Origin of the sequence: Salinibacterium sp. dk2585, from assembly GCF_008001035.1 — a bacterium.
Classification (GTDB): Bacteria; Actinomycetota; Actinomycetes; order Actinomycetales; family Microbacteriaceae; genus Homoserinimonas.
This window is the reverse complement of record NZ_CP042856.1, coordinates 275977-297121: the sequence shown is the minus strand read 5'-3', so window position 1 is coordinate 297121 and position 21145 is coordinate 275977. Positions and strand designations below refer to the sequence as shown.

Here is a 21145-nt window from a genome sequence, read left to right as displayed (position 1 = left end):
GCGTCACACAAAGACAAAGAGGTGGGCCCCTGCATCAGCAGGGGCCCACCTTTCTTATTGGCCGAATGACCCGGGCTCAGGTCAGGGCTGGATGGTGCGCACGTCGTCGGCGGCGATCAGGTCAGGTGCCGTCCAGCCGTCAAGGTCGTAGTCCTCGTGGAAGCGATCCACGAGACCCTCCATCCTGGCCATCGTCCCGTCGCTCATCGCGCCACCGAAGCTCGCCAGGTAGTGAGCCTCCGGCTGGCCGAAGTAGTTGAGCTCGTAGAGGTCGTGTCGACCACCGAACTCGCTGCCGACGGCATCCCACAGCGTCTTCATGATCCGCGAGCGGTCCAGCGCGGTCGTTCCGTTGGATCCGCGCATGAAGCGGTCCATCAGCGGGCGGATCTCGGGCGTCGAGAAGTCCGTCGCGTGGGAGTTCAGGTAGATGAGACCGGAGGAGACGACCGTCTGGGCAACCTCACGCATGCGCCGGTAGATGCCGGGGGCGTGCGCCGCGTAGGCCCGCGTGTACTTCTGGTTCGGCTCCATTGCCCCACCGGGGCCGGGCTCAGCACTCTCGATCATTCCGTCGCGCAGGCCCGTAAGCATGTTGCGCGCCGCGATCAGCTCACCGATCTGAGCCTGGACCGCCTTGGGGTCGCGCATGCCGGTGACCTGCACAGCTTTCTGGATCGCGCCGATGACGAATTCGAGCTTCGTCGTGAAGCGCACTGACGACTGGAGGATCGCGCGCGCCGTCCACCGGGTCGCGGCTCCGAACTCCTGCACCTTGTCGACGCCGTAGACCAGCACGTTCTCCCAGGGGATCAGTGCGTTGTCGAAGATCAGGATCGCGTCGTTCTCGTCGAGACGGCTCGAAAGCGGGTAGTCGAACGGGCTTGAGGCCGTGGCGGCTGCCTGCTCGTAGGACGCACGGGCGAGGTACTTGATGCCCTTGCCAGCAGACGGCGCGATAAACGTCAAGGCGAAGGCCTTGTCCTGCACCGGCGCCATGAAATGGCTCACGAAGATGTTCTGCGTGAGCGGCGACCCCGTGGCAACCACTTTCGCCCCGCTGACGATCAGCCCAGCATCGGTCTCCCGCTCGACGTGAACGAACACATCGCGGGTGTCCTCCACTGGAAGCCCCCTGTCGACAGGAGGGTTCGCGATGGCGTGGGCCATGTGCAGCACCTTCTCCTGCGCTTCCTTGTACCAGAAGCGGGCATTCGGCTCGTATTCGCCGTACCACTCGGGGATGGCGCCGAGCGAGGTGAGCATGGCGGCCTTGTAATCAGGAGAACGCCCGATCCAGCCGAATCCAATGTCCTGCCAGGTCTGGATGGCGTCAACGCAATCCCGAAGATCCTGCTTGCTGCGTGCAACCTTGAAGAAGGGATGCGTCTGCCCTCCGCTCCCGGTGTCGGTGGGGCGGAGCATGCTGCCAGCCGTCTCGGGGGTGTGGAAGGCGTCGTACAGTCGCGCCATCGACCGCGCACTGTTGCGGAACGCGGGATGCGTCGTGACGTCGTCGACGCGCTCCCCATAGATCCACACCTCGCGCCCATCACGAAGACTCTCGAGGTACTCCTCGCCGGTCTGCGGAAGGAGGCGGCCCGTGCCCTCGGGCGCCGCTTGGTTGGGCGCGGACTGATCAATCGTGGTCATCGTGCGAACTCCTCGTCGTGAATGGGTGAGAACAACCGCCCCGAGGCAAAGACCAGGGGATGGACTTCCGGCGTCTGGTCGAAGGTCTCGACCTCGCCCAAGAACAGGGTGTGATCGCCGGCAGGAAAGCGATCCATGATTCGGCACCCGATCCGAGCGATCGCCCCGGGTACGAAAGCGTGGCCGTTGTGCATATCGAACGGAGGGTCAGCACTCTTCTCGCGGCTCGCGAAGTGCGAGGCGATGTCTTTCTGGTCGTGCCGCAGCACGCTCACGGCGTAGACGTCATTCGACATCAGCCGCTCGTAGGTGCGCGCATTGTGGCCGACGGACACCACGACGAGCGCTGGATCAAGCGAGACTGACATGAAGCCGTTCGCGGTCATTCCCGCTGGCCGTCCATCCGCAGCGGGCGTCGAAATCACGGTAACGCCGGTGGGAAAACGCCCACAAGCATCCCTGAATGCACGAGTGTCCAGGCGGGGAGGTTGGGCAGTCGTCGTCGCAGTCATGCGTGGATCTCTCTCCTCGAGTTCACACCGCGCGTCATCGCGAGGCGTGATCCGAGCCTAGGAGGGACTGCGTTCGGCGTCATGAGGAACGCTGGACAGAGACGCATCGTCCAATTGGGCATAATGCATAATTGAGGCATGTCACCAGACGTCGCGAGGGCGCTCGATCATGTCATCGACCCGGGGTCTCCTATGCAGGTCTTCCAGGTTGATGAAGTCGACAGAGCGCGCGATGACTACAGCGACCGCCTCGTCAACTGGGCTCTCGCAGTCGGGGAAGCAGCTCGCGAGGTGGTGCAGAAGGAGATGTCCCCATCCCGCTTCGACGTGTTCGGTGCACCCACGTCAGCGGCGATCGAATCCATCTCCCTCGACATCCTTGGCGTGCTGAGTGGTGCGATCCCGAACCCAGCGAGCATCCGCATGTCAGATGGGCAGCGCGAGGTCGTCTTGGCAGCGGCACGAGACGGCGTATCAATCGAGCCAGTGACGCGTGGGCTTCGGCACCTCGAGACCGCCTGGCGGCGCGCGGCCATCGAACTCGTCATCCCGAACTATCAGGACGGTGCCGGCATCTCACTGCTGAGCGAGATGAGCGACCGCATCTCGGCGGCCTTCGCGACGGTGATCGATGAGAACACCCGGCGCTATCACGAATCCTCGTCCCGCATGCTCGAGATGCGGATGACGGACCAACGCCGGATGCTCGACCGCATCATCTCTGGAGACATCACATCTCCCGCCGAGGCAGCGCAGGTTCTCGACATGGACCTGTCGCAGATGCATCTCTGTGTGGTGCTCTCGGCCCGGGCGTCATATGAGGGTGCGGTGTCACCGAGCGACTTCTCTACGTTTCGCCGGGCATGCGAGAAGGCGCTCAGCGGGTACCACGCCGCATTCATCCCTCAGGAGGGCACGTCGGCGTGGATTTTGGTGAGTGCCCCTTACCTGTCGGTCGACGCCGTGGTGAGCACGCTCACGCCAGTCGCGGAGCACAGCCCCTGGCTCATCATGAGTATGGGCGTCGCGCGTCGCGACCTGGCAGGAATACGAGCAGCTCACACATCGGCGCAGGCGCTCCATACGACGAGGCGCTCCTCGAACATCGCGGCTGCAGTCTCCACGTTCGCCGATGAAGGGCATCTCGCGCTGCTGTCGGCCCGGGCAGAGCTCGCACGCTTGCTCGTCGAAGACGAGTTGGATGGCCTCTTGGGCGACGACCCGATGAGCGAGGAGTTGCGGCACACGCTCGAGGTGCTGCTGCGAAACCTGGGCAACATTCGACGAGCGGCCGATGAACTGTATGTTCACCGCAACACCATCGCGTATCGGCTCGAGAAGATGGGCGCTTCGATGGGGCGCGACCCGCTCGGACGACCTTTGACGACTCACCTGGCGCTGCAGCTGGCGAAGATGCACCCCGCCGCGACCCAGGCCGCGATCGACGCTCCCTAGGTGGTGGCGGGCCAGATTCCGTGACTCCCGGGGGAGAGGATGCCATCGGGGTCAAGCGCGTCCTTGATGCTCGAGTACGTGCGAGAGAGCGCGTGGTCACCATAATCGAAGTTCTGCGCCACTTCGTCAGCGAGTGAGATGTGCGCCCGGTACTCGGTCCATCCCCACTCCGCGGCAAGGTCGCACATCTTGCGGACTGCCGCGTGTGCGCGAGCGACCTGCTCCGCCGAGGTCTTGTCGAACAGCACCATGCATGCGCCGACCATGCTGCGCGGATTCACGATCCACGCGAACATCCCCGCGAGGCCGAATTCCTCGAGCACGCTCGTCACCATCTGCTCGTGACGCACGGCCGCTGCGCCCTCGAGCGGGATCACTGGCGCGAAGTCGATGTGACCCGTGTCATCGCCGTAGAAGGCCTCCTTGATGAGGTCGAGCAGGACCATCGTCGGGATGCCGGCAGGGACTCGGTCGCGAGGGTGGACGTCGTCAACGCTCGCAGTGCCCGCATACGTGCGCAGCTCGAGTCGAGCGCCTGGCACCTTCGCGACCTGCTCCTCGATGACAGCCCGCTGGGCTGCGACGACCGCCGCGCGACCGTACATGGAGACGCGCGCGTTCCACCGTCCCGGTCGCATGATCGACCTGAGCTTGCGAGCCCGGTCCGCAGCTTCACCCTGTGCCGAGTCATCGACCATGCGGGTGGCCGACAACAGTGGCAGTCCCTGCACTGTCTTGTCGCGCACGAGGGGGCGAAGCAGGTCGATCAGCGGGAGGATGTCATCCTCCCCCTCGCACACGATGCTTCCGGTCACGATCACCTCGGGGCGCGGTGTCAGCCACAGCCCCATCTTCGTGACAATGCCGAAGTTTGACTGCATGAAGAGACTGTCGAGCGATGGACCGAACCCGCGCTTGTGCGCCTGCCACAGCGTGCTGCGCGAATTCGCGCCCTGCCCCGTGCGCAGGATCTCGCCGTTCGCGAGAACGACCTCCATGCCGCAGACGGCATCCGCATGGATTCCGTGCTCGTGATAGCCGAAGCCGTGCTGGAGGGCGTTTCCCACCACGCTGCCCCAGCCGAGGTCTGGCACGGACATCGCGAGCGCCACGTCTCGTCGCTGGAGTTCCTCGTAGAGCTCGAAGAAGGTCACCCCGGGTTCGAGCAGCACATAGCCGGCCTCCTCGTTGATCTCGAGGATTCGATTGAGGCGGCGCAGGCTCACTACGACCGACCCCCCAACGATGGGCGCAGACCCGCCGTATCCGAAGTTGCGGCCCATCGATGATGTCCACAGCTGCACGCCGCACTCTCGCGCGATGCGCACGACCTCCTGGATCTCCTCAACCGATCCGGGCTGCACGACAAAGGACGGCTGATGCTCCGTGGCACCTGGCCCTTCGAAGGGGTCGCGGAACTCGTCAACCCTGGCCGAGTCGAGAAGCACCGCCTCCTCGCCGAGCGCCTCGGTGAACCGTGCGATGGCAGCGGCCAGTCCTGGTGTCGTCTCTTCAACCGTGTTCGTCATGGTGTCTCCTGCAAGCCTCGCCGCACCCGTTAGAACGGGTAGGGCGCGATGTCTGAGCGCAGGGTCAGCCACTGCGTCTCGGTGAACGCCTCGATGTTGGCCTGTGCCCCGCCGAAGCGCGAGCCCGTGCCCGACGCGCCGATTCCGCCGAAGGGGGCGGTCGACTCGTCGGAGACAGTCTGCTCATTGATGTGAACGATGCCGCTCGGGATGGCGTCGGCGACCTCCATCGCCATGCCGACCTCGCCCAGGATGCCGAGCGACAGTCCGAACTCGGTGTCACGAGCGATCTCGATCGCCTCCTCGATGGTCGAGAACGACATGACCGGGGCGACCGGGCCGAAGATCTCCTCGGCCCACGCCCGGTGCTCGCGAGTGACATGCGACAGCACCGTCGGCTTGTAAAAGAGCCCGTCGTGGGTCCCACCGGCCTCGAGCTGCGCGCCCGCATCCACCGAGTCTGTGACGATTGCGTGGATGCGCTCGACCTGGCCGCGGTCGATGATCGGCCCAAGCGCCACCTGGCCACTTGCAGGGTCACCAACCGGAAGATGCTCTGCTTTCTCCTTGAGCGCCGCGACGTACTCGTCGTGCAGGCTCTCATGCACAAGGTGACGACCTGAGGTCATGCAGATCTGCCCCTGGTGCATGAACGAACCGAAGGCACCAGCCGACGCTGCCTTCGCAAGGTCAGCGCCCGGCAGGATGATGAGGGCGTTGTTGCCGCCCAACTCGAGGTGCGCCCGCTTGAGGTGACGCGCTGCCGCCTCGCCAACCTTGCGCCCGGCCGGCGTGGAACCCGTGAAGGAGATGATCCGCACCTCGGGCGCGGCGACGACCGCTTCGCCAACGTCGACCCCTCCCGTGAGCACCTGCAGCAGGCCAGCAGGAAGGCCGGCCTCCTCGAAGATCCGCGCCAAGGCGATGCCGCCGGAGACATTCGTTCGGGGGTCCGGCTTGAGCAGCACCGCGTTGCCGAGGGCGAGCGCCGGGGCGACCGAGCGGATCGAGAGGATGAGGGGGAAGTTGAACGGTGCGATGACGCTGACCACGCCGGCAGGCACGCGGCGTGACACGCTCCAGCGGTCTTCATTGGTCGAGAGCACCTCGCCGCGCGGGTGATTTGGCAGCGCCGCCGCGTCGAAGCACTCGGCCGCGGCGATGTGAGTCTCGAGCTGCGCCTTCGGCAGGATGGCACCGGACTCACGGATGATCCACTGCTCGATCTCTGAGGCGTGCTCTTCCCAGAGCGCCCCAGCGCGACGCAGGACCGCGGCGCGCTCTTCAGGACGCTTCGCCGCCCAGTCGCGCTGGGCGGCCGCCGCGCGCCGTGCCGCGGCGAGCACGTCGTCGGGGGTCGCCTTCCCGACGCGGCCGAGAACCTGCCCCGTGGCCGGCTCGACCACGTCGATGCTCGCGGGCGAGTCAACCCATTCGCCGATGAAGAGCTTTCCATCCCAGATGCTGGAGTCCAGTAGTGCCATCGTGTTCTTCTCCGTGAGGTCGTCGTTGTTGAGAGGTGTTCTGCGGCTGCCCAATGGTGAGCGCAGGTGACTCAGTCCGTTCGCTGGGCGAGCTCCTCAGCCGAAACCCAGTTGCCGTGGAGCCCCTTCGGAACGCGCAGCGGCATGCGAAGGGTGCATACGGGCTCCTTGTCGATGTTCTGCGCGTCGAGCACGACGAGTTCGCTGTGCATCGCATCGCGGCGTGATACCAGCACGAACACGTAGCCGTGTCCCTCTGGTGCGTTGGCGCTCCCTGGCACGAACACGGGCTCGCCGACCGTCGAACCGTCACCGGGGTAATACAGCTTCTGCTCGCCCGTCGCATAGTCGATTGTCGAGATCCAGCGGAAGCCGTGCCCCTGCACCTCGATTCCGGGAACAGCGCTGACCGCCATCGCACCCCAGGTGTGCTTCATCGTCTCGAAGCGGTCGTCCATGCGAGGGAACTCGACGCCGAGCTTCGAGATCTGCGACTCGGTGAATCCGTCGGCGCCGTCGTGGAGGTCGATTGTCCACCTCGTGAGCGTGGTCTGCCCCTTGACCGGGTCGTGGGGTGTCCCGTCCATGTTGGGGAACCACGGGAAGTACTTACTCTCCGAGACCGGGCTGTCAATGTAGATGTACCGTCCATCATCGAAAGCACCGAGGATGTGGCTCGAGAAGCGTGAGCGACCCCGGAACCATCGGATTCCCGCACCGTCACCCTTTCGTGGGATCACGCCGAGGTAGACGTCCTCACTCGCATCCCATTGGAAGGCAGACTTGCCCTCCTCGATCCATTCCCTCTCGCTCCGCAGGGGGATGATCGGAAAGATGACGTAGTTCTGGGTCACGGCAAAGTCGTGCACCATCGCCGAGTAGGGAGCTTTGAACCAGGTCTCATGGATGATCTGGCCCGTGCTGTCCGCCTCGTAGTACGCGATGTCCCGCGTCGTGTCGCCCTTCGCGGCGTATCCGAAGAAGACCATCTCGCCGGTCAGTGGATCGACCTTGGGATGAGCCGTCGACGACTTGGATGTCAGCGAGCCCTCAAAGTCGTACACGCCGAGCGTGTCGAGCGTGTCGGGGTCCAGGATGATGGGCGGCGAGTCCTCCTTGGCCGCGTACAGCTTGCCGCCGTGGAAGAAGAGGTTGGTGTTGGCGTTCCCACGCAGCATCCCCTCGACCATCGCGTCGTCGTCGAACTGGTTGCGATACTTGCCGAACAGTGAGCGACCGGCCGCGCGCTCGGCCTGGAACCGAGGCGTCCGGATGAATCGGCTCTTGTAGGTGACCTTGCCGTCGTGGAATCGAAACGCCAGGGCCATGCCGTCGTCGTTGAAGTAGCCGAGGTCGTTCTCGACGAACGACGGGAACTGGCGGTCGCTCACGACCTTGTAATACGTGCCGTCAAGGTGCGCCGGGATGGCACCCTGCACACACTCGAGCCCGTCGATGTCAGCTTCGACGCGAACGGGCCTGTCGAATGGATGCGCCGGCTCAGCAAAGCGGATCATGGGGTAGGGCGATGGTGTCGGGATGGGAGCCTTCGGCTCCTTCCGCACCCAGGCCAGCTGCTCCGCTCGGGCGTCCTCCGAGGGGTCGTTTTGATGGGACATAGGCTCTCCGTCGGTCGTCAATCTCACTGCCCTGGCTGAAGCAACCCGGCAGACCCAAGACCAATCTCCGCCCCGGTATCCGGAGGCAGCGTTGGCCCCAATACGCCACACTCAATCAGGCGCGACGCCGCAGACCTAGAAAGCTGCAATCCATTCCACCCTGCGGAAACGGTAGAGTGGTAGCGGCCCGGGAATGCCGAAACGGTTGCCCGCTGATGAGAGAGGGTGAGCTCCGCATGAGTTCGGCAGAGAACGCACTTCTCGTCATCCAGTTGATGAGCCAGCGCGGCCAACTCTCGGTGCGAGAGGTGGCGAACGAACTCGCGGTCGCAGACTCGACGGCCCACCGGCTCCTCGCTGCATGCCGTCGACTGGGCTTCGTGCGGCAGGAGGCTGTTGGCGGCGCCTACTTCGCAGGGCCCGCGCTTCACGAGATGGCACTAGCGGCCAGCGGCGCACCACGACTCCGGGAAGCCAGCGGGGTACTCGCCCAGCAGGCAGCTCGCGACCTCGGCGAGACCGTGTCGATCGCGATTCTCGAAGGTCGGCAGTGTCGATTCGTCGAGTCATTTGAGGGCAACCGCGCGATCCGTGTGTCGTCTCTTCTGGGCCAGCTCCTGCCTGCCCACGCATGCAGCGCTGGGCGCGCGATCCTTGCACGCCTCAGCTCAGACGACGTGGCTCGCCGTTTTCCAACCCGAACTCTTGAGAAGAGAACTGATCGCACGATTTCAGATTGGACAGCGTTCACCGCCGAGCTCGACCGAACCCGCAAACGTGGCTGGGCGGTGGAGTTTGGCGAGTTGGAGGCGGGGATCGCCAGCGTGAGCCACGTTCTCACCGACTCGACGGGCCAGCCAAAGGCCGCCATGTGCGTGTCTGCCCCGATGTCCAGGCTGACCACGGCGAAAGATGCCATCCCCCTCGCACACGCGCTGGGGAGTGTGGCCGCGGAGGTGCAGAGCCAGCTCCGCGCCATCACCATGGCGGCGCAGCGCTGACTCCAGCAGCGCTGACTCCAGCAACGCTGAGGCCTGCTTACGCCCGCAACCGCGTGAGGATCCGACCGCGAGCCTCAGCAAAGCGCGGGTCCGCGCGCGTCTCAACTTGATCGCGATGGCTACCGAAGCCCGTCTCGATCTGGTCGACGACGTGAGCTGGCTTATCTGCGATCACGACTACCCGGTCGGCGAGATACAGCGCTTCGTCGATGTCGTGTGTCACCAGGATGATCGTGACGCCGAGGTTCACGTGTAGGTCAACGACGAGATCCTCAAGGTCGAGTCGCGTCTGCGCATCGACCGAGGCGAATGGCTCATCCATGAGGAGGATCTTGGAGTCGTAGGCAAGTGCACGCGCAATTGCGACTCGCTGTTGCATGCCGCCTGACATCTCCCAGGCGTACAAGTGACCCTTGCCGGCGAGACCCACCGCTGCGAGGTTCTTCTCGGCAATGGCGAGGCGCTCCCCCTTCTTCATTCCCTTTCCTTGGAGCGGAAACGCGACATTGTCTAGCGTGGTCATCCACGGAAGAAGCGAGCGGCTGTAGTCCTGGAACACGACCCCGACCTCGGGGTGCGGCTCGGCCAATGGCGACCCGTCGATGAAGACGCCGCCCTCGGTCGGCGGAACGAGTCCGCTCAAGCTGCGAAGGAGGGTCGTCTTGCCAACCCCGGACGGTCCGACGATAGCTACGAACTCACCGGGCGGCACCTCGAGATCCAGATTCCTGATGATCCAGTTCTCCTGCGCCCCAGTGCCATAACTCTTGCCAAGAGCCCTCACGCTCAGCGTGCGGCCGTCAGCGTGGCTGGGCAGGCTTCGTGCTGCCGCTGTCGCAGTTTCGCTCATGTCCACTTACTTCTTTCTCTGAGTCGTGAGGGTCTTCGTTTGGGTCGGGTTTGTCGACCGGTAGTGCCAGTGCAGCAGACGCTTCTCCAACACGTTGAACAGTTCACTCAACACGTAGCCCAGCACACCGACGAGGATCGCGCCCGCCCACGTCTGGGGCAGCTGGAAGACACTGGAGGACCTAAGGATGTAATAGCCGATCCCCTCTTCCGCGGCGAAGAGTTCGCTGACGACCATGACGACGACTGCGATCGGCAGGGCCACGCGAACACCCGCAACGATCTGGGGCAGGGCTGAGGGGATGATCACTCTCCCGAAGTGCAGCAGCGGAGGGATGCGGTAGGCCTGCGACAGGGAACGCACGGCGGGTTCGACGCTCCTGACGCCATCGATTGAGTTGAGGATGATGGGCCACACGCAGGCGAATGCGATGGTCGCAATCTTCGGCGCCGCTCCGATTCCCATCGCGCCGATCACGAGGGGCACGAGGGCTGTCTGGGGCACAGCGCGGAAGAAGTGGATGAGGGGGTCGACGGCCTCCCGCACACGGGGAAGCTCCCCGAGCAACACACCGACGGTGACGCCGATGACGATGGCGATCCCGAGACCGGCGAACAGGTTGGTGAGGCTGACGCTGATGTCTCGAAGCAGGGTGCCGGTGGCTATGTCCGCCACCATCGCCTCCATGATCTTCGACAGCGGAGGGAAGAAGACGGAGGTGCTGCTGGCCGACAGCAGCCACCACAGCGCGACCAGCACCATTGGGAGCCAAACACGCTCTACTACTCGGAGCACGATGGTCATTCGAGCGCTCTCCTTCCGTGACTCGGCTGTGCGATTAGTTTCATGCTTCCCCCTGCCGGTTCCAGCGGAGTAGACGGCCTTCCGCCCACGCGAGAGCCGATGTCACAGCCCACCCGAAGAGACCGATGAGCACCAGGTATGCGACGGCCAGATCCCAGCGGTTGCCTCCCTGAGCCAGGGTGATGAGTCGCCCGAGACCCGGGGTCTGGCTAAGCACTTCCACGGCAACCGCGACGAGGAGCGCGATTGCGACCGCAATGCGAAGACCCGTCGAGATCATCGGGAGCGCGCCGGGCAGGAGCACCCGCCGAAAAGCCAGGAGGCGCGGAATCCTGTAGCTGCGCGTCATCTCCCGAGCCGATGACGTCATTTGCTGGGCCCCGTACAGCGATTGAACGAGGATCGGCCAGACCGCGGCGAGCGACACGACCAGCACCTCCATGCGCCATGAGGCACCCATCATGAGGATGAGCACCGGAAGCAGTGCAATGACAGGGAACGAGCGACCGAAGTCAAGCACGAGGCGCGCGGCTCTCTCCGCTACCGGGATGCCGCCGAGCAGAAGCCCGACGGGCACCCCGACCGCCGTGGCGATTGCTACACCGGTCAGTGCCGCGGAGATGGTCTGGACAAGCGCCTGCCAGAACTCGGGGCGGCCGAAGACTCCCAAGAATGCGACCGCGACATCGTCCACCGCCGGGAGCAGCCCTGGCGCCGCGCCCGTTACTACGGCCACCTGCCAGGCGCCAAGAACGATGGCGACGAGGATGCCGCGCCGGGCCCATATGGCAGCCGCGGAAGGCTGTGCCGAGGGGCGGCCGGATAGCTTCCGGCCGCCCGTCGACGCGCCGTGTGGCCTCTTTGTCAACACTGATCTACTTTCTTCGAGCTGCGCAGGTCTAGCGGGTCGGCGTTCCCTCGGCGAGGAGCTCCTTGACGGTCGGAGGGTTCTCCACCTGGCCGAAGCGCACCATCGTGTCGATCAGGTACTGGTACCGATCGACATACACGGCGGGGTCGCGCTCGACGTACACGCGGTTCGCGAGGAGCTCCGGCGGGATCTCGGTGTGCTCTCCCGTGATTCGACGTGCGTCTTCGTAGTTGTCGTTGTAGAAGTCCGCTGCCTTGCTCATTGCGTTCCGGAAGCGGTCCACCAAGTCGGGACGGGTCTCGACCGTGTTCTCGGACGCCATCCACAGCGTGTTCGGCATGCCGCCACCGTATTCGCGCGTCGGTTCGCCGATGACCGTGAACCCCTGTTCTTTCGCGATGTCGTAGAAGGGCGGAAAGATCAGAGCGGTGTCGACGTGGCCGGCTCCTACCGCCTCCAGCATTCCCGGGAGCGGGGTCACGACGAGTTGCATCGAGTCGAAGGGAACCCCAGCTTCTTCGGCAGCTTCGTACAGCTGGAGTTCTGCTCCGGTCGCGAGCCCGAGCACAGCGACAGACTTGCCCTCCATGTCCTCCATCGAGGTGATGGGGCTGCCCGGCGCCGAGACGAGACCCGACGTGCCTGCCTCGGGGTCGATGGACTCGTTATTGAGCACGACCTTCACGGGAAGGCCATTCGTGACAGCGGTGACTGCCGTCGATCCGGCCACCATTGCGAAGTCGACTTCACCGGAGACCAGCTGGGCCAGGTTCGCGGCCGGGTCCCCACCCGGCACCAGGGTCACGTCGAGGCCCTCGTCCTCGAAGAACCCTTGCTCCTTCGCCTGGTAGGCGTTCTCGAAGGCGATCGATGCCAAGACGACCGAGATCTCCGTCGGTCCGTCTGCTGCCTCGCCACCGCCCGCGGCGGCGGTGCAGCCAGTCAGGGCGAGGCCAGCGACTGCTGTGAGCGACGCAAGCGTTACCAGCCTGCGACGAGTGTGATTGCGTGAAGAGCGCATAGCTCCCCCTCCAACTTCCTTGTTGTGTGCGATCCAGAGAGGATTGAGCACACCTAATCAGCTTTGGGGTCGCGAAGCCTATTCGCCGGAATCGGATTCCTCAGGATGGAAAGTCACCCGTTCTTGTCCTGCAACAAGGGAACCCGCAACGCTCTCTCGACGGGCTCCTACGAGCGATACCGCGAAGACCGCACGCCGTGCTTGCCCGGCGACAGGATCCCGTTGGGATCGAGCGTATCCCTTACCCTCTCCTGGGTTCGCCACAACGCGTGGTTGTTGAAGTCATACTGATCAGCGAGCAGGTCCATGTAGTCGAGGTGCACGCGATACTCCGAGTAGCCGTACCGCTTTGCCACAGCGGCAAGCTCGCGAAACGCGAGGTCAGAGCGGCGACGGCCCTTTTCCGAGTCCTGGTTGAAAATGATCATCACCGTGTGAGCGACGTGCCGGGGGTACACGTGGAAGCCTGCGAAGAAGTCGAGTTCGTGCTCGGCAATGATGCGCCTGCTCTCCTGATAGAACTCACCCACCGCGGCACCGACACATATCCGTTGTTCTTACCGCGCGAGCCTTCCTCGTGTGAGCCCACCACGTGGCCAGAACCCACGATTGCGGCGGCACCGTCAAGGAACCGTTCGGGTGAGTCGGGACCGCCAAGTGGTTTGTCATTCCACGGGGTTGCGTGAACCTCTCCGCTCATGATGCTCCTGTTGGTCCGGGCGGTGCGATACTTGAAGAGTGGGCGTGACCCCCTCTAGTCCTCGTCCTGCGGGTCGTCGAGCCGACCGATTCCCGCGTCGCGCCGCACCAGGAGCAGCAGCCCGAGCAACAGCATGGCGGCTCCCGCGATCATGAGGGACTCGCGCACCCCGAGCCAGTCGGCGATGCCGCCCATGATGAGCGCGCCCACCGCCATCGACAGGGTGTAGAGCATGATGCGCACGGCGATCACGCTGCCGCGCATCCGGTCGGTGACGATGAGCTGGATGGCGGTGTTGACGCCCGCGATGACGGTGAGGAAGCCTGCGCCCGCGACGAAGAGGGCGGCGATGGCCGCGATGTAGTTCTCCACGGCGCCCAGCACGAGCACGGCCGCGCCGACGCCCAACATCCCGGCAAGCGTGACGAGGGAGAGCGGATGCTTCGACGACGCGACGATCGGACCCGCGATGAGTGCCCCCACCCCGGCGGCGGCGGTCATGATGCCGAGTTCGAGTCCGCCGGCGTCGTAGACGGTGGACGCGAGGATGATCGTGAGGTTGAAGACGGGGTTGAAGAGAATGCCGATCGCGATCGACACGATGATCGACACCGTGATCCCGCGCTGGCGGCGGATGTAGGAGAGCGCGGTGCCGAAGCTCCTGAGCGCACTGATGCGCGGCTTCGCGAGGGCCCGCCGCGCGCCGCCCCCGATCGCGATGAGCGCGACCAGCACGAACACGAACGAGACGCTGTTGAGCAGGAACGCTGGACTGGGCCCGAGCGTTCCGATGAGGATGCCCGCGAGGGCGGGTCCGAGCGCCCGGCCCACGTTGAACTGCATCGTGTTAAGGGTGACCGCCGACTGGATGTCCTCCCTCGGCACGAGGTCGTGCACGAGCGCCTGCCAGCTGGGCAGGTTCAGCCCGCCGAAGATCCCCTGCAGGGTGACGGGCAGGATGACGAGGAGCGGGTTCTGCGTGCCCGAGGCGACGACGAGGAACAGGATCAGGGCGGCGAGGCTGCCGAAGATCTGCGTGCCGATCAGCACTCGCCTGCGGTCGAAGCGATCGGCCCATGCTCCGCCGAGGGGGCCCATGAGCACGTTGGGGATGAACTGTGCCGCCGCGCCGATGCCCACCCAGGTGGCGCTGTGCGTCATCTCGAAGATGACGAACGGCACGGCGAGGTTGCTTAGCCACGTGCCCGTCGTGGACACCGCGGCGGCAACCCAGAAGATCGCAAAGCGCCGGTGTCGAAGCGCGCTGAACGGCCCCCGGCGGGGCGAGCCGCCTTCCTCAGCGGGCCCGCTCAACTCGCCGAACGCAGGTCCGGTTCGGCCTCCACCGGGATGGGGTGGTGGCAGGCCACCCGGTGCCCCGGTGCGATCTCCGCGAGCGGCGGCATGACGGTGCGGCAGATCTCCGTCGCGGCCGGGCAGCGGGCCGCAAAGGGGCACCCGCCACTCGGAGCCGGGCTCGTGGCGATCTCGCCCTCGTTCGCGACATCCTGCAGCTTCTCCGGACGGTTCGGCTGCGGGATCGAGCTCAGCAGCAGCGCCGTGTAGTGGTGCCTCGGATGCTGGTAGATCTCCTCCGAGCCGGCCAGCTCGACGATCCGCCCCAGGTACATGACGGCGACGCGGTCGCTGATGTTCTTGACGACGGCGAGGTCGTGCGAGATGAAGACGAGCGAGAGGTCGTGCTCATCCTTCATGCGCTCAAGCAGGTTGAGCACCTGTGCCTGCACCGAGACGTCGAGCGCCGAGACGGGCTCGTCGCAGATGATGACGGATGGCTGCTGGGCGACGCCGCGCGCGATCGAGACGCGCTGGCACTGCCCGCCGGAGAGCTGGTGCGGCTTGCGCTTGGCCATGGCCGCGTCGACGCCCACCTCCTGCAGGAGTTCGAGCGCCCGCTCCTTGGGCTTCGGATGCTTGAGGAAGGTCAGCGGCTCCATGACGATCTCGAGTGCCGTGCGACGCGGGTTGAGCGAGGAGATCGGGTCTTGGAAGATCAGCTGCAGCTCCTTGCGGTGCTTGCGCAGCTGCTTCTGGGTGAGGCCGTCGAGGCGCAGGTCCCCGAGCATGACCTCGCCCTCCGTGGGCGGGGGCAGCATGACGAGCGCGCGACCCGTCGACGACTTGCCGCATCCGGATTCCCCGACGAGGCCGAGGGTCTCGCCGCGGCGCAGCTCGATGTCGATGCCGTGCACCGCGCGCACTGGCTTCTTGCCCGGCACGGGGTACTCGACGACAAGGCCCTTTGCGGAGAGCACGATGTCATCGCCGGACGATTCCCTGACTGCGGGAGCTGTTGCCGTGTCGGTCATCAGGAGATCCTCTCTTTCGCCGCCGTGACCGAGACCCCGAGGGGCTCGTCGGGGCCGGCGACGGGATGATGGCAGGCGACGGGTCGTCCCGCGGGCCCCGGCTCGAGGGGCGGGTCGATGTCGAGGCAGAGTTCGGTCATCCGGGGGCACCGGTTGGCGAAGGAGCACCCGTGGGGAAGGTCCGTGAGCTGGGGAGGACGGCCGGGGATCGTGCGGAGCACGGTGTGCGGCGGGTTCTCGAGGCTCGGCCGGGCCTCCTCGAGTGCCTTGGTGTACGGATGCTGCGGTGCCTCGAAGGTGCTGATGGCCGAGCCCGTCTCGACGACGCGTCCCGCATACATGACCGAGACCTCGTCGCAGCGTTCCGCGATCAGGCTGAGGTCGTGCGAGACGAGCAGCACCGCGAGGTTGCGTTCCCGGCGCAGCTTGTCGAAGAGGTCGAGGATCTGCGCCTGCACCGTGACATCCAGTGCTGTCGTCGGCTCGTCCGCGATGAGCAGTTCGGGGTCACACGAGAGCGCGAGCGCGATCATGATGCGCTGGCGCTGCCCACCCGAGAGCTGGTGCGGGTAGACCTTGAACTTCTCCTCAGGGTCGGGGATGCCGACCTGCCCGAGCAGGTCGATCGCGCGCGCCTTCGCCTCCTTGCCGTTGATGCCGAGGTGGCGGCGCATGGGGAGCACGAGCTGCTTGCCCACCCGCATGACGGGGTTGAGTGCGGTCATGGGGTCCTGGAACACCATGGCGATGCGGCGGCCGCGGATACGCTTGCGCATCTCGTCCTCGCTGAGGCCGAGGATCTCCTCACCGGCGAAGCGCACGCTGCCCTCGCGCTTGTGGAGGGCGTTGCGGGGCAGGATCCCGAGCACGGCTCGTGCCGTCACCGACTTGCCCGAACCGCTCTCGCCGACGAGACCGTGCACCTGGCCCGGCGCGATCGAGAGATTGACCCCGTTGACGACCTCCGCGATGCCCTGCGGTGTCTTGAACTGAATTCGCAGGTCCTTGACCTCGAGGATGGGCTCGACCGTCACAGCGCAGACTCCTTGATGTCGAATCGCTTCGCGAAGTGCTCGGCGAGGAAGTTGATCGCAAGGATGGAGAGGGCCATCGTGAATGCCGGGAGCAGCACGATGTGCGGCGCCTGGGTGAGCTTCGACCGGCCGGTGCCCATCATGGAGCCCCAGCTGGCATCCGGTGGCTGGATGCCGAGGCCGAGGAAGCTGAGGCTCGCCTCGGCGACGATCGCGACGGCGATGACGACGATCGCGTACGCGAGCACGGGCACGACCACGTTGGGCAGGATCTCCCGCACGATGATGCGCGCATGCCCGAAGCCCATGCCGCGCGCCGCCGTCACGAAGTCACGGTTGACGAAGGTCAGTGTCGCCGAGCGGGCGACTCGCGCAACGGGGGCCGAGGCGATGATGCCGATGCCGACCACGATCGTCCAGAGGCCGGGGCCGAGGAAGAGGCTCAGGGCGATGAGCGCCACGAGATTGGGGAACGACAGCACGATGTCGAGGCCCGCGACGATGAAGCGGTTCGCCCAGCCGCCGAAGTACCCGGCCAGGATGCCCATGGGGGCGCCAAGCACGACGGCGAGCGCGATCGAGGCGACGCCGACGAAGAGGCTGACCTGCGCGCCCGACAGCAGCCGGGCGAGGATGTCACGCCCCACCTCGTCGGTTCCGAGTATGTGGCCGGGGCTGAACATGGGCGCCATGATGGCGCCGTAGTCGGAACGCGACGGGTCTGGCAGCGGCAGCACGGGCAGCAGCAGCGCGCCCGCCATGAGAAGCACGAGCCATCCGAGCGAGATCATGACGGCCCACGGCGGCACCGCCCTGCGGGAGCGGCCGAGGAGCCCGCGCCCACCGATGGGCGGGCTGCCCGGCACGACCGTGCGCTGGGAGGTGGTCTTGGTTGTGAAACTCATACGCGCACCCTTGGGTCAAGTAGCGGGTAGATCATGTCGACGATGAAGTTGGCGAGCACGTAGGCGCAGGCGATGAAGAGGATGAGGCCCTGCACGAGCACGTAGTCGCGGTTGTTGATGCCGCTGTAGATGAGCGTGCCGATACCCGGCAGGCCCGAGATGAGCTCGATCAGCAGCGTGCCGCCAATGAGCGTGCCGATGTTGATGCCGACGACCGTCACGAGCGTGGGCAGCGAGGGCTTGAGCGCGTAACGGAAGAGCACGCTCCGCTGCGTCAGTCCCACCGAGCGGGCGACGAGGATGTAGTCCTCCTGCAGGGTGCGGATCATCTCGTTGCGCAGCACCCGCATGTAGAGGGGTACGAGCGCCGAGGCGAGCGCGATCGACGGGATCAGGAGCGAGCGGATGTTGCCGAGCACGTCTTCCTGCAGGGGCACGAAACCGATGGCCGGCAACCAGTTCAGCGTCACCGCGAAGATCACGATCAGCACGAGCGAGACCACGAAGTTGGGGATCGACTGCAGCGTGAAGGTGAAGACCGAGACGACGCGGTCGAAAACCTGGTCGCGGCGGCGCGCGGCAGCCACGGCGAGGGGCACGGCGATCGCCAACGAGATGATCTCGGCCATGATGAGCAGCTGGATCGTGACGGGCAGGCGCTCGCCGATCGCCTCCGTCACGGGTTGCCCCGTGCGGAAGGAGACACCGAGGTCGCCCGTGATCGCGTTGCCGAGCCACTGCACGTAGCGCACCATGAACGGCTGGTCGAGCCCGAGCTCCTTGCGGATCTCCTCGACCGCGCCCGGCGTGGGGTTGGAGCTCGACGCCACGAGCACCTCGGCGGTGTCGCCTGGCAGCAGGTCGAGCAGGAGGTAGACGAGAAAGCTCACGCCGAGCAGCACGACCACCAGATGCACTGCCCTCATGGCGATGACCTTTGCGTATGTCACACGGCCTCCTTTTCAAGCAACGTCGCTCAATTCGCCCCCTTGCGAGGGTGGTTCGGATGCCATCAAACAGGCTTCGGATGCCTCGTCCCACCTCGGCGTTCCACACGGTGGCACGCGCTCTCCCAGCGCTCTGGCGCCGTGTTAGTCTCGCGCCGACCGAGCCGGTCGCCGCACCGTTGCGACGAAGACGCGGCACGCATCCGATCACCATCCCGGGAGACACCGCTGTGAGCTTCACCTCCGAAGAGACGAGCCGTTACGTCGATGCCGCCGGAGTGCGCATCCACTATCACGAGGCGGGCACGGGGCCGGTGCTGCTGCTCGTGCACGGCGGGGCCCCCGGCGCCTACGGCTGGGGCAACTTCGGGCAGAACCTTGAGGCGCTGGCCCAGCACTTCCGCACGATCATCGTCGACCTGCCCGGCTATGGAAAGTCTGACAAGCCGGAGGTCGAGGGCGACCGCAACTCCTTCTACGCCGAAACCTTCCTCGCGATGATGGACGCCCTCTCGATCGACTCCGCCCACGTGTGCGGGCTCGCAACCGGTGGTGGCGCCGCAATCACGATGGCCGTCTCGGCACCGGAACGCATCGAGCGGCTCATCCTCGTGAGCTCCATGGGCGGGCTCCCCCTCTTCAGCACGCGCCCCACCGAGGGCCAGAAAGTCATCCAGTCCTACTACAAGGGCGATGGGCCGTCTGAGGAGAAGATGCGCAACTACCTCTCGGTCATGATGTACGACCAGGCGCTCATCACTGACGATGTCGTGCAGGACCGCTACCAGGCGAGTATCGACCCCGAGTTCATGGCCAAGGCGCCGGAGGGACGCGGGCAGCGCAAGCCCGACCAGGGGCCGCCGCTGTGGACGCTCCTCGGCCAGGTCGAGGCACCGACGCTCGTGGTCTGGGGTCGCGACAACCGCATCCAGGGCTACGACAACGCCCTGTTCATGCTGAACCAGATTCCGGATGTTCGCCTGCACATCTTCGGCAAGACCGGGCTTTGGGTACCATTCGAACGCGCTCGCGAGTTCGAAGCTCTCGTCACGGGATTCCTCCGCGAGGACAACCGGATGGGGCCATGACCGACAGCACTACGCGCAGCGAGACCGAGGAGCAGCGTTCGCGCGCCCTCGAGGCGACGCTGACGCTCGTGGCCCGCTCGGGTTATCAGGCCACGACGATCGCGGCGGTCGCGAAGGAGGCGGGGCTCTCGGAGAGCTTCATCCTGTGGCACTTCCGCAACAAGGACCGCCTCTTCGCTGAGGCGCTCGAATACAGTTATCGCAAGCGACGCTCGACCTCCCCATCGTGGAGCGAGGTCGTGCCGCCCGAGAAGCGCGCCGTTGCGCTCCGCCACAACGCCCTCGGGCTCACTCCTCCGAGCGCTGAGGGAACCGAATACCGCACCTTTGGTCTCATGCTGGGCCTGGAGAGTCGGCCCGTGCAGCCGACGGCCCGGCTGCGGTTCACCGAGTTCCGCGGAAGGACGCTCTCGGCCATCACGTCGTGGTGGGATCGCAGCCTACGGATTGAGGACGCGATCGAGCGGATGGCGGCTGCCGAACTCCTTGGCAACCTGACCCTCTCCGCGGTCGATGGCCGGTTCATCAACTCGGTGTTCTCCGAGCTTGACCGCGACGTCACGACCGACATCATCGTCGCGGGGCTCGAAGGGGTTGCGACCCGCCTCGAGGAGCGACCGTCGGCATCCCTTGAGCTCCCACCGGCGGCAGCGCGCGCCGTCGCCTCGCTGCCGCCTGCCGGCCCGACCCAGCACGACGAGACCTCGACCCGCATCCAGATCCTTCGCGCGGCCGAGTCAGTCGCATCCGACATCGGCATCGACTCCGCGAGCATCGCACGCATCTGCAAGAAATGCGGATGCTCGCCCACCTCGATCTACTGGTTCTTCAAAGACAAAGACGCAATCTTCGAAGCCCTCATCGAGTTTCTCCACAAGGACTGGAACGACACGCACCCCCGCGCGAGCAAGGTAGGAACCCCGTGGTCTGACGACCCCCTGCTGGAGATGATGGCGCACTCGCTCTGGCGCTACTCCGGGGCGGCGAACCTCATGCGGATCTCGCTCATGCTCTTCCTCCACAGCGAAGACACGCACACGGTCACCCGTGAGGAGTGCCTCCGCGTCCGCGCCGAACTGTGCCGGGAATGGCAGGACTCCTACAGCCGGATGTTCCCAGAGCTTCAGCACGATGAGACACTCACCCACGGCGTCGCCATGGTGCACGCGGCCGTTTCAGACGGTCTCTTCATCTCCCAGCAGATCGCGGGCGGCAATGGTTCGATGACCGCCTACACATGGGTGCTCTCCGAGTTCATGGATGCGGGGATCCGGAGCGTCCTGCCGACACGGGGGCCCGAGGCATCCTGAACGCGACCCGGCTGAGACGACGCCTCAGCCGA

The 21145-nt window shown here is 65.5% G+C and carries 19 protein-coding genes; 4 read left to right on the top strand and 15 right to left on the bottom strand.

The genetic code is table 11. The features are described 5' to 3' along the window. Window positions 1–81: 81 nt before the first annotated feature. Both FVA74_RS01440 and FVA74_RS01435 read right to left on the bottom strand, forming a co-directional pair. Window positions 82–1653 (bottom strand): 4-hydroxyphenylacetate 3-hydroxylase N-terminal domain-containing protein, encoded by a 1572-nt coding sequence (locus FVA74_RS01440; RefSeq protein WP_147720005.1) that lies wholly within the window; start codon window positions 1651–1653, stop codon window positions 82–84. After that, window positions 1650–2165, bottom strand: coding sequence for a flavin reductase family protein (locus tag FVA74_RS01435; protein ID WP_147720004.1), 516 nt, complete (start codon window positions 2163–2165; stop codon window positions 1650–1652). Before FVA74_RS01435 ends, FVA74_RS01440 begins: the two co-directional genes overlap by 4 nt. 138 nt (window positions 2166–2303) lie before the next feature. Between FVA74_RS01435 and FVA74_RS01430 the strand changes: the two genes are divergently transcribed. Continuing rightward, the gene (locus FVA74_RS01430; RefSeq protein WP_147720003.1) at window positions 2304–3620 is read left to right on the top strand and encodes a CdaR family transcriptional regulator; all 1317 of its coding nucleotides are present in this window, start codon (window positions 2304–2306) and stop codon (window positions 3618–3620) included. On the opposite strand, the gene FVA74_RS01425 is transcribed toward FVA74_RS01430, so the two are convergent. The 3 genes from FVA74_RS01425 to FVA74_RS01415 form a co-directional block, all read right to left on the bottom strand. Further along, a complete protein-coding gene (locus tag FVA74_RS01425) occupies window positions 3617–5149 on the bottom strand; it encodes an FAD-binding oxidoreductase (protein ID WP_147720002.1) in 1533 nt (510 codons plus the stop codon). The genes FVA74_RS01430 and FVA74_RS01425 overlap by 4 nt on opposite strands. Window positions 5150–5178: 29 nt before the next feature. Further along, a complete protein-coding gene (locus FVA74_RS01420) occupies window positions 5179–6633 on the bottom strand; it encodes a benzaldehyde dehydrogenase (protein ID WP_147720001.1) in 1455 nt (484 codons plus the stop codon). Between the two features lie 71 nt (window positions 6634–6704). Then, window positions 6705–8252 (bottom strand): carotenoid oxygenase family protein, encoded by a 1548-nt coding sequence (locus FVA74_RS01415; RefSeq protein ID WP_147720000.1) that lies wholly within the window; start codon window positions 8250–8252, stop codon window positions 6705–6707. A gap of 236 nt (window positions 8253–8488) precedes the next feature. Here FVA74_RS01415 and FVA74_RS01410 point away from each other — a divergent pair, with 236 nt between their 5' ends. Beyond that, complete coding sequence (locus tag FVA74_RS01410) at window positions 8489–9253, top strand: IclR family transcriptional regulator (RefSeq protein ID WP_168220014.1); 765 nt, start codon at window positions 8489–8491, stop codon at window positions 9251–9253. Window positions 9254–9290: 37 nt separating this feature from the next. Here the strand turns inward: FVA74_RS01410 and FVA74_RS01405 are convergent, their stop codons facing one another. The 10 genes from FVA74_RS01405 to FVA74_RS01360 form a co-directional block, all read right to left on the bottom strand. Continuing rightward, window positions 9291–10103: an ABC transporter ATP-binding protein gene (locus FVA74_RS01405; protein WP_147719998.1), complete on the bottom strand. Its 813-nt coding sequence runs from the start codon at window positions 10101–10103 to the stop codon at window positions 9291–9293. Window positions 10104–10109: 6 nt separating this feature from the next. After that, on the bottom strand, window positions 10110–10907 hold the full coding sequence (locus FVA74_RS01400; RefSeq protein ID WP_147719997.1) for an ABC transporter permease: 798 nt from the start codon (window positions 10905–10907) through the stop codon (window positions 10110–10112). Between the two features lie 40 nt (window positions 10908–10947). Then, window positions 10948–11643, bottom strand: a complete 696-nt coding sequence (locus tag FVA74_RS01395) for an ABC transporter permease (RefSeq protein ID WP_168220013.1) — start codon at window positions 11641–11643, stop codon at window positions 10948–10950. A gap of 163 nt (window positions 11644–11806) precedes the next feature. After that, window positions 11807–12799: an ABC transporter substrate-binding protein gene (locus FVA74_RS01390; RefSeq protein ID WP_147719995.1), complete on the bottom strand. Its 993-nt coding sequence runs from the start codon at window positions 12797–12799 to the stop codon at window positions 11807–11809. Between the two features lie 167 nt (window positions 12800–12966). After that, window positions 12967–13329, bottom strand: coding sequence for an FAD-linked oxidase C-terminal domain-containing protein (locus tag FVA74_RS01385; RefSeq protein WP_168220012.1), 363 nt, complete (start codon window positions 13327–13329; stop codon window positions 12967–12969). Window positions 13330–13553: 224 nt separating this feature from the next. After that, the gene (locus FVA74_RS01380; protein WP_168220011.1) at window positions 13554–14813 is read right to left on the bottom strand and encodes an MFS transporter; all 1260 of its coding nucleotides are present in this window, start codon (window positions 14811–14813) and stop codon (window positions 13554–13556) included. Next, window positions 14810–15829 (bottom strand): ABC transporter ATP-binding protein, encoded by a 1020-nt coding sequence (locus FVA74_RS01375; RefSeq protein ID WP_147719992.1) that lies wholly within the window; start codon window positions 15827–15829, stop codon window positions 14810–14812. Before FVA74_RS01375 ends, FVA74_RS01380 begins: the two co-directional genes overlap by 4 nt. Beyond that, window positions 15829–16863, bottom strand: a complete 1035-nt coding sequence (locus FVA74_RS01370; protein WP_240792264.1) for an ABC transporter ATP-binding protein — start codon at window positions 16861–16863, stop codon at window positions 15829–15831. Before FVA74_RS01370 ends, FVA74_RS01375 begins: the two co-directional genes overlap by 1 nt. After that, entirely contained in the window at window positions 16860–17768 is a 909-nt protein-coding gene (locus tag FVA74_RS01365; RefSeq protein WP_147719990.1) for an ABC transporter permease, read from the bottom strand. Before FVA74_RS01365 ends, FVA74_RS01370 begins: the two co-directional genes overlap by 4 nt. Beyond that, complete coding sequence (locus FVA74_RS01360; protein WP_206022650.1) at window positions 17765–18718, bottom strand: ABC transporter permease; 954 nt, start codon at window positions 18716–18718, stop codon at window positions 17765–17767. Before FVA74_RS01360 ends, FVA74_RS01365 begins: the two co-directional genes overlap by 4 nt. A gap of 56 nt (window positions 18719–18774) precedes the next feature. On the opposite strand from FVA74_RS01360, the gene FVA74_RS01355 reads away from it, so the two are divergent. After that, window positions 18775–19803: an alpha/beta fold hydrolase gene (locus FVA74_RS01355; RefSeq protein ID WP_206022649.1), complete on the top strand. Its 1029-nt coding sequence runs from the start codon at window positions 18775–18777 to the stop codon at window positions 19801–19803. Continuing rightward, window positions 19800–21113: a TetR/AcrR family transcriptional regulator gene (locus FVA74_RS01350; RefSeq protein WP_147719989.1), complete on the top strand. Its 1314-nt coding sequence runs from the start codon at window positions 19800–19802 to the stop codon at window positions 21111–21113. Before FVA74_RS01355 ends, FVA74_RS01350 begins: the two co-directional genes overlap by 4 nt. Window positions 21114–21145: the final 32 nt, after the last annotated feature.

What these genes read in the sequence shown, in the direction of transcription:
- FVA74_RS01410 (WP_168220014.1), top strand. Translation starts at nt 8,489, where the DNA reads ATGAGTTCGGCAGAGAACGCACTTCTCGTCATCCAGTTGATGAGCCAG.
- FVA74_RS01440 (WP_147720005.1), bottom strand. Translation starts at nt 1,653, where the DNA reads ATGACCACGATTGATCAGTCCGCGCCCAACCAAGCGGCGCCCGAGGGC.
- FVA74_RS01415 (WP_147720000.1), bottom strand. Translation starts at nt 8,252, where the DNA reads ATGTCCCATCAAAACGACCCCTCGGAGGACGCCCGAGCGGAGCAGCTG.
- FVA74_RS01355 (WP_206022649.1), top strand. Translation starts at nt 18,775, where the DNA reads ATGCCATCAAACAGGCTTCGGATGCCTCGTCCCACCTCGGCGTTCCAC.
- FVA74_RS01405 (WP_147719998.1), bottom strand. Translation starts at nt 10,103, where the DNA reads ATGAGCGAAACTGCGACAGCGGCAGCACGAAGCCTGCCCAGCCACGCT.
- FVA74_RS01400 (WP_147719997.1), bottom strand. Translation starts at nt 10,907, where the DNA reads ATGACCATCGTGCTCCGAGTAGTAGAGCGTGTTTGGCTCCCAATGGTG.
- FVA74_RS01435 (WP_147720004.1), bottom strand. Translation starts at nt 2,165, where the DNA reads ATGACTGCGACGACGACTGCCCAACCTCCCCGCCTGGACACTCGTGCA.
- FVA74_RS01350 (WP_147719989.1), top strand. Translation starts at nt 19,800, where the DNA reads ATGACCGACAGCACTACGCGCAGCGAGACCGAGGAGCAGCGTTCGCGC.
- FVA74_RS01420 (WP_147720001.1), bottom strand. Translation starts at nt 6,633, where the DNA reads ATGGCACTACTGGACTCCAGCATCTGGGATGGAAAGCTCTTCATCGGC.
- FVA74_RS01430 (WP_147720003.1), top strand. Translation starts at nt 2,304, where the DNA reads ATGTCACCAGACGTCGCGAGGGCGCTCGATCATGTCATCGACCCGGGG.
- FVA74_RS01375 (WP_147719992.1), bottom strand. Translation starts at nt 15,829, where the DNA reads ATGACCGACACGGCAACAGCTCCCGCAGTCAGGGAATCGTCCGGCGAT.
- FVA74_RS01425 (WP_147720002.1), bottom strand. Translation starts at nt 5,149, where the DNA reads ATGACGAACACGGTTGAAGAGACGACACCAGGACTGGCCGCTGCCATC.
- FVA74_RS01390 (WP_147719995.1), bottom strand. Translation starts at nt 12,799, where the DNA reads ATGCGCTCTTCACGCAATCACACTCGTCGCAGGCTGGTAACGCTTGCG.
- FVA74_RS01365 (WP_147719990.1), bottom strand. Translation starts at nt 17,768, where the DNA reads ATGAGTTTCACAACCAAGACCACCTCCCAGCGCACGGTCGTGCCGGGC.